We start from the raw sequence: 8,962 nt of genomic DNA, 5'->3' as shown, positions 1-8,962 counted from the left end.
GACGGCGTCGGCGCCCGCGTCGACGAGCGCCTGCGCGCCCTCGCGCGTCGCGACGTTGCCGCCGATCACGTCGATGTGCGCGAACGTGGGGTCGGACTTGAGCCGGCGGATGATGTCGAGCACGCCCGCGCTCTCACCGTTGGCGGTGTCCACCACGAGCACGTCGACGCCCGCGTCGCGGAGTGCCTCGGCGCGCTCCCACGCGTCGCCGAAGAACCCCATCGCCGCGCCGACGCGGAGGCGACCCTCTGCGTCCTTCGTGGCGTCGGGGTACTGCTCCGACTTGTCGAAGTCCTTCACGGTGATGAGGCCCGTCAGGCGGCCGGCGCCGTCGACGAGCGGCAGCTTCTCGACCTTGTGCTGCGCGAAGATGGCGATCGCCTCGTCGGGGTCCATGCCCACGCGACCGGTGATCAGCGGCATCTTGGTCATGACGTCGCGCACGAGCGTCGACGGCTTCTCGAAATCGGAGACGAAGCGCATGTCGCGGTTCGTGATGATGCCGACGAGCACGCCGTCGCCGTCGACGACCGGCAGGCCGCTCACCCGGTAGGTCGCGCACAGGTGGTCGACCTCGGCGACGGTCGCATCGGGGGTCGTCGTCACCGGATTGGAGACCATGCCCGACTCGCTGCGCTTGACCCGGTCGACCATGTCGGCCTGCTCGGCGATCGAGAGATTGCGGTGCAGGATGCCGATGCCGCCCTGTCGCGCCATGGCGATGGCCATGCGCGCCTCGGTGACGGTGTCCATCGCTGCGGACAGCAGCGGTGTCGCCACCTGGATGCGGCGGGTGAGACGCGACGTGGTGTCCGCCTCGCTGGGGATCACATCGGTGTGACCTGGCAGGAGCAGGACGTCGTCGTAGGTCAGCCCTGTGAATCCGAACGGATCTGCCTGATCCATGTCTCCCCTTCGTTCCGAGTCTGGGTACGCGCCCGCACGGCGAGGGTCGCGACGGGATGCATCAATGTTAAGCGAGTTTGCACGACGGGCATTCCCCGGATAACAATCGAGGGCCATTGTCTCCGTGCGTGAAACACATGGGACATAATCGGCACGTACTGTCGACGACGACGTCGACGGGGAAGACCCGGACCCGAGACGGCCAACAGCCGGCCGGGACCCTTGGAGGTGCAGTGGAACCCACGCAAACAGTCGCACGACGTTCACGCGGGAGGTGGCTCATCCTCTTCGGAATCCTTCTCTCCGCACTCACTCTGTCCGGCATCGCAGCGTCCCCTGCGATGGCGGAGGCCGGGAGTGCGGCGACGACGGAAGCCGAGGAGTTCGAGTACTTCTTCGTGGGCAACGTCACGTTCGACGACAAGCCGCTGCGCGGCGTCGAGATCAGCGTCGAAGGCAACGGATACGACGCCGAGACCGAGACCGACGCCGAGGGCAAGTGGCGCCTCGGCGTGCCCGAGAAGGGCGAGTACAAGCTGACCCTCAACGAGGACACCCTGCCCGAGGGTGTCGTCGTCAAGGAGGGCCAGAGCACCGTCGACGCCGAGTTCGGCCTCACGAAGCTGAAGGCGGTGAACTTCTTCCTCGGCGAGGGCCAGCGCACCACGACCGACATCGGCGCGCAGGTGCTGATCCGCGTGATCAACGGCCTCAACTTCGGGCTCCTGCTCGCGCTCGCGGCGATCGGCCTGTCGCTGATCTTCGGCACGACCGGGCTCTCGAACTTCGCGCACGCCGAGATGATCACGTTCGGCGGCCTGATGGTGCTCACCTTCGGCGTCGACCTCGCGCTGCCGATCTGGCTCGCGATCATCATCGCCATCGTGCTGAGCGCCGCGCTCGGATTCACGCTCGACGCGACGATCTGGAAGCCGCTGCGACGGCGAGGGGTGGGCCTCATCCCGCTCATGATCGTCAGCATCGGCCTCTCGCTCGCGCTGCGGTACACGTACCAGTTCTTCTACGGCGGAGCGACGAGGCAGCTGCCGGGGGCGACGATCCCGTCCGACATCCACCTCGGACCGGTGACGCTGTCGTGGATCGACGTCGCAAGCATGGCGACCTCGATCGTGGTGCTGGCGGCCTTCGCGTTCTTCCTGCTGCGCACGCGCATCGGCAAGGCGACGCGAGCGGTGTCCGACAACCCGAGCCTCGCCGCAGCGAGCGGCATCGACGTCGACCGCGTGATCCGCATCGTCTGGATCGCGGGCGGCGCGCTGGCGGGCCTCTCCGGCATCCTCTGGGCCTACTTCCGGCCCGGCGTGAGCTGGGACATGGGCTTCCAGATCCTGCTGCTCGTGTTCGCCGCGGTCACCCTCGGTGGCCTGGGCACCGCGTTCGGCGCGCTCGTCGGGTCGATCATCGTCGGCCTCTTCATCGAGCTGTCGACGCTGTGGCTGCCTTCCGACATGAAGTACGTGGGCGCGCTGATCGTGCTGATCCTCGTGCTGCTGTTCCGACCGCAGGGCATCCTCGGTCGCCGCGAGAGAATCGGCTAAGGAGGACCGACCATGATCGACTGGATTGCGATCTTCTCCAACGCGGCGCAGGAGCTCATCAGCCCCACGACCGCCGCCTACGCCCTCGCCGCCCTCGGCCTGGCGATCCACTTCGGGTACACGGGCCTCCTGAACTTCGGTCAGGCGGGCTTCATGGCCCTCGGTGCCTACGGGTTCGCCATCTCGACGCTGTCGTTCGGATTCCCCGTGTGGGCGTCCGTGCTCGTCGGCGTCGGGGCATCCGTGATCTTCGCGCTGATCCTCGGTATCCCGACCCTGCGGCTCCGCGCCGACTACCTCGCGATCGTCACGATCGCCGCGGCCGAGATCCTGCGGCTCGTCTTCACGACGAACACGTTCGACTCGCTCACCGGCTCGGCGAGCGGCCTGCAGGGATACAAGGGCGGCTTCGCCGACCTGAACCCGATCCCCCCGGGCACCTACGGCTTCGGCCCATTCACGTACAACGCGTACGACTGGTGGATCCGGATCGTCGGCTGGACGCTCGTCATCGTGTTCGCGCTGCTCACATGGCTGATCATCCGCAGCCCGTGGGGCCGCGTCATCAAGGGCATCCGCGAGGACGAGGACGCCGTGCGCGCGCTCGGCAAGAACGTCTACTCGTACAAGATGCAGAGCCTCATCCTCGGTGGCGTCTACGGCACCCTCGCCGGCATGATCTTCGTCCTGCCCCGAGCGGTGGTGCCGGCGAACTACCAGACGTCGCTCACGTTCTTCATCTACGCGATCCTGCTCCTCGGCGGGGCCGCCACGATCCTCGGGCCGATCGTCGGCTCGATGATCTTCTGGGTGCTGCTCTCCTTCTTCTCGGGCTTCATGGCCCGGGCCGTGGAGGCGGGCTGGTTCCCGTTCATGACGCAGGTGCAGGCCGGGCAGCTCCGGTTCATCCTCGTCGGCATCGCGATCATGTTGATCGTGGTCTTCAGGCCCCAGGGCATCTTCGGAAACAAGAAGGAGCTGGCCTTTGTCAAGTGATGTCACTCCCACGTCCAAGCCGGTGAAGAGCACCGGCCTCCACGTCGGCGAGGCCGGGCCGGGTGTCCGCAAGGTGGACCCGATCCTCACCGCCGACAGCGTGAAGCGCACCTTCGGCGGCCTCACGGCCGTCGATGTCGCCCACGTCGAGATCCCGCGCGGCGCGATCACGGCCCTCATCGGCCCGAACGGCGCCGGCAAGACCACCTTCTTCAACCTGCTCACGGGCTTCGACAAGCCCGACGAGGGCAGTTGGGAGTTCGACGGCCGCTCGCTCGCGCACGTCCCCGCCTACCGGGTCGCGCGCATGGGCCTCATTCGCACCTTCCAGCTCACGAAGGCGCTCGGCCTCCTCACCGTCATGGACAACATGAAGCTCGGGGCCAAGGGCCAGGGCGGTGAGAACCTGTTCCGCTCGGTGCTGCCGTTCCTGTGGCGCAAGCAGGAGGACGAGATCGAGGAGAAGGCGGTCGAGCTCCTCACCCGGTTCAAGCTCGACACCAAGCGCGAGGACTATGCGGCGAGCCTCTCCGGCGGCCAGCGCAAGCTCCTCGAGATGGCCCGGGCGCTCATGAGCGATCCCACGCTCGTGATGCTCGACGAGCCGATGGCGGGCGTCAACCCGGCGCTCACGCAATCGTTGCTCGAGCACATCCTCGACCTGAAGTCCCAGGGCATGTCGGTGCTCTTCGTCGAGCACGACATGCACATGGTGCGCCACATCGCCGACTGGGTGATCGTGATGGCCGAGGGAAAGATCGTCGCGGAGGGCGACCCGCACACCGTGATGCAGGATCCCGCCGTGATCGACGCCTACCTCGGCGCCCACCACGATACGGACATCGGCATCGACACCGAGCATGTCGAGGTACTGAAGGAGCTCATCGATGACGAACAGTGAACCCGCCGCCGGCGCGGTGCTCGACCCTGTGGCCGACACCGTCGTCGAGGTCGACGCCATCACGGCCGGTTACCTTCCCGGCGTGAACATCCTCAACGCGTGCTCCCTGATCGCCCGCCAGGGCGAGCTCATCGGCATCATCGGCCCGAACGGCGCCGGCAAGTCGACGCTGCTCAAGTCGATCTTCGGGCTCGTGAAGGTCCGCGAGGGCACGATCAAGCTCAACGGCGAGGAGATCACGAACCTCAAGGCGAACAAGCTGGTCGCCAAGGGCGTCGGGTTCGTGCCGCAGACGAACAACGTGTTCCCGTCGCTCACCATCCAGGAGAACCTGGAGATGGGCATGTTCCAGAAGCCCAAGGGCGTCAAGGAGCGGCTGGAGTTCGTGACCGAGATCTTCCCCGAGCTCGGCAAGCGGCTCGGCCAGCGTGCCGGCTCGCTGTCGGGCGGTGAGCGGCAGATGGTCGCCATGTCGCGTGCCCTGATGATGGGCCCGCATGTCATGCTCCTCGACGAGCCGTCGGCAGGCCTCTCCCCCGTCCGGCAGGACGAGGCGTTCCTGCGCGTCAAGGAGATCAACCGGGCAGGCGTCACGACCATCATGGTCGAGCAGAACGCGCGTCGCTGCCTGCAGATCTGCGACCGCGGCTACGTGCTCGACCAGGGGCACGACGCCTACACCGGCACGGGCCGCGACTTGCTGAACGACCCGAAGGTCATCGGCCTGTACCTGGGCACGCTCGGGCAGGACTGAGTCACCACTCCACGAAGGGGCGGATGCTGCGGCATCCGCCCCTTCGTCGTTCCCGGCGGCTGCACGCCTCGTGACGGGATGCCTCAGACGTCCAGGTCGAAGCCGAGGTCCACCTCCGCCGCGGAGCGCCCGTGCAGGCCCCAGTTCTCGAGCGGCAGCTCGTGGTGGCTCGTGGAGGACGACGATCAGGTCGTCCGTCGAGACGCCGAGCGCGGCGAGCTGACGCGCGATCGAGCCGAAGGGGAAATGCCTCGCCTCGGCCGATCGGCCGCGGAAGACCGTGAGCTCCACGAGCACGGCGGCGAAGCCGGAGTCAGCGACCGAGAAGCGCTCGGCCGGGTACTCGAGGTACCGGATGTGCTGGTCGCCGGCGGGCACGCGAAAGGGCCCCAGCCGAAGCCGGGGCCCTTCCGTGCGAGACGCGTACTAGTTGATGCGCGTGTACTTGTTGTCGTCGCCGTACTCGTAGACGCCGATGGTCGCCTCGGTGGGGTCACCGTGCTCATCGAGCGTGATCGGGCCGGAGGGGCCGTCGTAGTTGATCTGGTTGCCCTCCTGCAGCTGCGTCGCGCCGGCCGTGAAGTCGGTCACCACCTCGCCATCACCCGTGCCGCCCGACACCTGGCGGAGGTACTTGGCGATGTCGGCACCCTCGGTGCTGTTCGCCGCGTACGCCGCAAGGGCGATCAGCATGGTCGCGTCGTACGACTCGGGGCCGTAGCTGAAGTCCGCGAGGTCGGGGTTGACCGCGAGCATGCGCTCCCGGAAGTCGTCTTCCAGCTTCGGGCCGGGCAGCGTGCCCTTCGAGCCGGCGATGAGGCCGGGCGCGAAGTCCGCGCTGTAGTCGGACAGGTTGCCGTCGACGAAGTACAGCTGGTCGCCGGGGTAACCGGAGCCCACGAGGGCGGGGACGACGACCTTGGCCTCATCGAAGGTGATGACCGCCACGGCGTCGGGGTTCGCGGCCTTGATGGCCGAGAGCTGCGCGTCGAAGTTCGAGTCGCCCGTGTTGAAGAGCTCCTCGGCGACGACCTCGCCGCCGGCAGCCTCGAACGACTCCTTGGTCGCGGCCGCGAGGCCCGTGCCGTAGGGGTCGTTCAGGACGAGCAGGCCCAGCGTGGACGCGCCGTCCTCGGCGATCTGGTTGCCGAGCACCTCGCCCTGGAGGAGGTCGGACGGCGCGGTACGGAAGTACAGGCCGTTGTCCTCGTAGTCGGTGAAGTCGGGCGACGTGTTCGCCGGCGAGAACTGCACGACACCGGCAGAGCTGATCTGGTCGATGACCGTGAACGAGACACCGGACGAGGCGGCACCGACGATGGCCGAGACATCCTGCGAGAGGAGGTCGGTCACCGAGACGGTCGCGATGTCCGTCGTGGTGTCACCGGAGTCGCGGTAGACGACCTCGATGTTGAGCCCCATGTCGGCCTCGTTGATCTCCTTGGCGGCGAGCGCGACGCCGGCCTCCTCGGGCGGGCCGAGGAACGCGAGCGTTCCACTCTGCGGAAGGATCGTGCCGATCTTGAGAGTCAGGTCGCGCTCACCTGCCTCGATGGGCAGGGCGTCGCCGGCGGCGGCCTTGGTCGGTTCATCCGACTCGGCGGGGGCCGGGGCACCCGAACTGCACGCCGTGAGGAGGAGGGCACTGACGCCGGCGAGGGCGACCCCCGTCCATGCTGCGCGAGCCGAGCGCGAGGCCGTGGCCTTCGCGAATACGCTCATGTTGCTCCTTGGGACTGAAGGATTGGTACACAAAATCAGCGTCTGGTGACGCCGTGTTTTGACACTATGGTGCGCCCAAGGCCGAAACAAGTCGCCGCGGTCACAACCGTGTAACACCGCAGGAATCGTTACCTTGCCGACACCTTCCCATACCGGCGCGCAGCAAATCGTCGTGTGCGGCGGACTTCACGCGCGGATCGCGCGTGACCCCCATCTCGTGGGCGACCGCAGCGCCCACGGCTCAGATGGGCTCCTCGAGCACCTCGGCCGCCGTCCGTCGCGACGAACGGGCGCCGCGCACGAGGTCGACGGTGAGCACGACGAGCGCGACCCACACGAGCGCGAACCCGACCCACCGCTCGGGGGGCATGGGTTCCTGGAGCACGACCACGCCCACGAGGAACTGGATGAACGGCGCGAAGTACTGGATGAACCCCATGTAGATGAGCGGCAGTCGCCGCGAAGCCGCCGCGAAGAGCAGGAGCGGCACCGCCGTGACGGCGCCGAGGCCGATCAGCAGCACGGTGTGCCACGCGTTGACGGTGCCGATGGTGAGCCCGGTGGTCAGTGCCACGAACACGAGCTGCACGATCGCGAGCGGCGCGAGCCACACGGTCTCCAGCGTGAGGCCCGACACCGCATCGACCCTCGGCCCGACGCGCTTCTTGATGAGGCCGTAGAACCCGAAGGAGAACGCCAGCACGAGGGCGATCCACGGCAGCTGTCCGTAGCCGACCGCGAGCACGACGACCGCGAGGATCGAGATGCCCACGGCGACCCACTGCGTGACGTTCAGGCGCTCGCGCTGCACGAGGACGCCCAGGAAGACCGTGACGATCGGGTTGATGAAGTAGCCGAGGGCCGCCTCGACCACCTGGTTCGTCGTCGCGGCGAACACGTAGGTCTGCCAGTTGATGAAGATGAGGAGCCCGGCCAGGCCCATCGTGAGCACGATGCGCCGGTCGCGGAACAGCACGCCGAGCGCACGCCAGGCCCGGGTGACCGTGATGAGCAGGGCGCAGAAGACGAGCGAGAAGAGCACTCGCCACGCCACGATCTCGATCGGGCCCGAGGGCACCAGCGCGATGAAGTAGATCGGGAGGAATCCCCACAGCACGTACGCGCTGACCGCGAACGCGAGCCCCGATCGGCTCACCGGAGCATGGTGCGCGGCCGGGGCGGGCGTGCTGGGTTCCGATCGTGACGACACTCGATCCACCCTACGCCGGGCGCGTTCCGGCATCCGCCCATCGGCTGCCACCCGGCGACGGGATCCTGTCGTCGCCGGCTCGGGGTCGCGGCATCCGGAGACGACAGAAGCCCGGATGCCGCATGGCATCCGGGCCCCTGAGCGTGCGTGTCGACTAGCGGACGACGACGGCGAGCACGTCGCGCGCCGAGAGCACGAGGAGCTCCTCGCCGCCGAACTTGACCTCGGTGCCGCCGTACTTCGAGTAGATGACCTTGTCGCCGACGGCCACGTCGAGCGGGACGCGGTTGCCGTTGTCGTCGATGCGGCCGGGGCCCACTGCCACGACCTCGCCCTCCTGGGGCTTCTCCTTGGCGGTGTCGGGGATCACGAGACCCGACGCGGTGGTCTGCTCTGCGTCGACCTGCTTGATGACGATGCGATCCTCGAGCGGCTTGATGGAAACCGACACGGTTGACCTCTTTCTTGACGGAAGACTGGTTAGCAGCCTCACAGCGAGAGTGCTAAACCGAGTCTAGGCCCGATTTGGCACTCATGCAACGTGAGTGCCAGTCCGCCGGAACGGGGTGCTAGCGTGGCCGGGTGGAACGCGCCGAGCTCGTCGAACTGCTCTCTCCCGAGGGCCTCCGGCTGCTCGACTCGCTTCCCGACTGGGACGCCAAGGCCGACATCGTCCGCGTCGTCGCGGAGCTGCGCCGGGCCGGCCACTCCCCCGGGCTCGTGGCCACCGTGCTCAGCCAGTCGAGGCTCAGGTCCCGCGCGAGCGTCAAGTTCGGCGAGTTCGCCTCACGCATGCTCTTCACGGAGGCCGGCCTCGAGCAGGCGACGCGCCTCAAGGTGGCCGCACTCCACGCGGGCAGGTTCGCCCGCGCCGGCGTCGGTCACGTGGCCGACCTCGGCTGCGGCATCGGCGG

The 8,962-nt window shown here is 67.7% G+C and carries 8 protein-coding genes and 1 pseudogene; 5 read left to right on the top strand and 4 right to left on the bottom strand.

The window, feature by feature from the left end; genetic code table 11:
- The coding region (gene guaB / locus GH736_RS12240; RefSeq protein ID WP_159603621.1) for an IMP dehydrogenase at positions 1-906 on the bottom strand (906 nt) is incomplete at its 3' end.
- Positions 907-1,247: 341 nt separating this feature from the next.
- Between guaB and GH736_RS12235 the strand changes: the two genes are divergently transcribed.
- From GH736_RS12235 to GH736_RS12220, 4 genes are read left to right on the top strand one after another with little or no spacing between them, the layout of a single operon-like run.
- Positions 1,248-2,465: a branched-chain amino acid ABC transporter permease gene (locus GH736_RS12235; protein ID WP_235934118.1), complete on the top strand. Its 1,218-nt coding sequence runs from the start codon at positions 1,248-1,250 to the stop codon at positions 2,463-2,465.
- A 15-nt stretch (positions 2,466-2,480) separates the two neighbouring features.
- Entirely contained in the window at positions 2,481-3,461 is a 981-nt protein-coding gene (locus tag GH736_RS12230; RefSeq protein ID WP_159603623.1) for a branched-chain amino acid ABC transporter permease, read from the top strand.
- Positions 3,451-4,362, top strand: coding sequence for an ABC transporter ATP-binding protein (locus GH736_RS12225; RefSeq protein ID WP_159603617.1), 912 nt, complete (start codon positions 3,451-3,453; stop codon positions 4,360-4,362). The genes GH736_RS12230 and GH736_RS12225 overlap by 11 nt, the downstream gene beginning before the upstream one ends.
- Complete coding sequence (locus GH736_RS12220; protein ID WP_159603615.1) at positions 4,349-5,116, top strand: ABC transporter ATP-binding protein; 768 nt, start codon at positions 4,349-4,351, stop codon at positions 5,114-5,116. The genes GH736_RS12225 and GH736_RS12220 overlap by 14 nt, the downstream gene beginning before the upstream one ends.
- A 426-nt stretch (positions 5,117-5,542) precedes the next feature.
- Here the strand turns inward: GH736_RS12220 and GH736_RS12215 are convergent, their stop codons facing one another.
- From GH736_RS12215 to groES, 3 genes are all read right to left on the bottom strand, one after another.
- Positions 5,543-6,838 (bottom strand): ABC transporter substrate-binding protein, encoded by a 1,296-nt coding sequence (locus GH736_RS12215; protein WP_159603613.1) that lies wholly within the window; start codon positions 6,836-6,838, stop codon positions 5,543-5,545.
- Positions 6,839-7,079: 241 nt separating this feature from the next.
- Positions 7,080-7,994 carry an EamA family transporter RarD gene (gene rarD, locus GH736_RS12210; protein WP_235934115.1) on the bottom strand — a complete coding sequence of 305 codons (915 nt, stop codon included), beginning with the start codon at positions 7,992-7,994 and terminating at the stop codon, positions 7,080-7,082.
- Positions 7,995-8,202: 208 nt separating this feature from the next.
- Complete coding sequence (groES, locus tag GH736_RS12205; protein WP_159603609.1) at positions 8,203-8,499, bottom strand: co-chaperone GroES; 297 nt, start codon at positions 8,497-8,499, stop codon at positions 8,203-8,205.
- A 131-nt stretch (positions 8,500-8,630) separates the two neighbouring features.
- Between groES and GH736_RS12200 the strand changes: the two are divergent.
- Positions 8,631-8,962, top strand: a pseudogene (locus tag GH736_RS12200) (SAM-dependent methyltransferase); the annotation flags it as partial.

The sequence above is a fragment of the Agromyces humi genome, assembly GCF_009720255.1.
GTDB lineage: Bacteria > Actinomycetota > Actinomycetes > Actinomycetales > Microbacteriaceae > Agromyces > Agromyces humi.
This window is presented reverse-complemented; position numbering and strand designations above follow the sequence as displayed.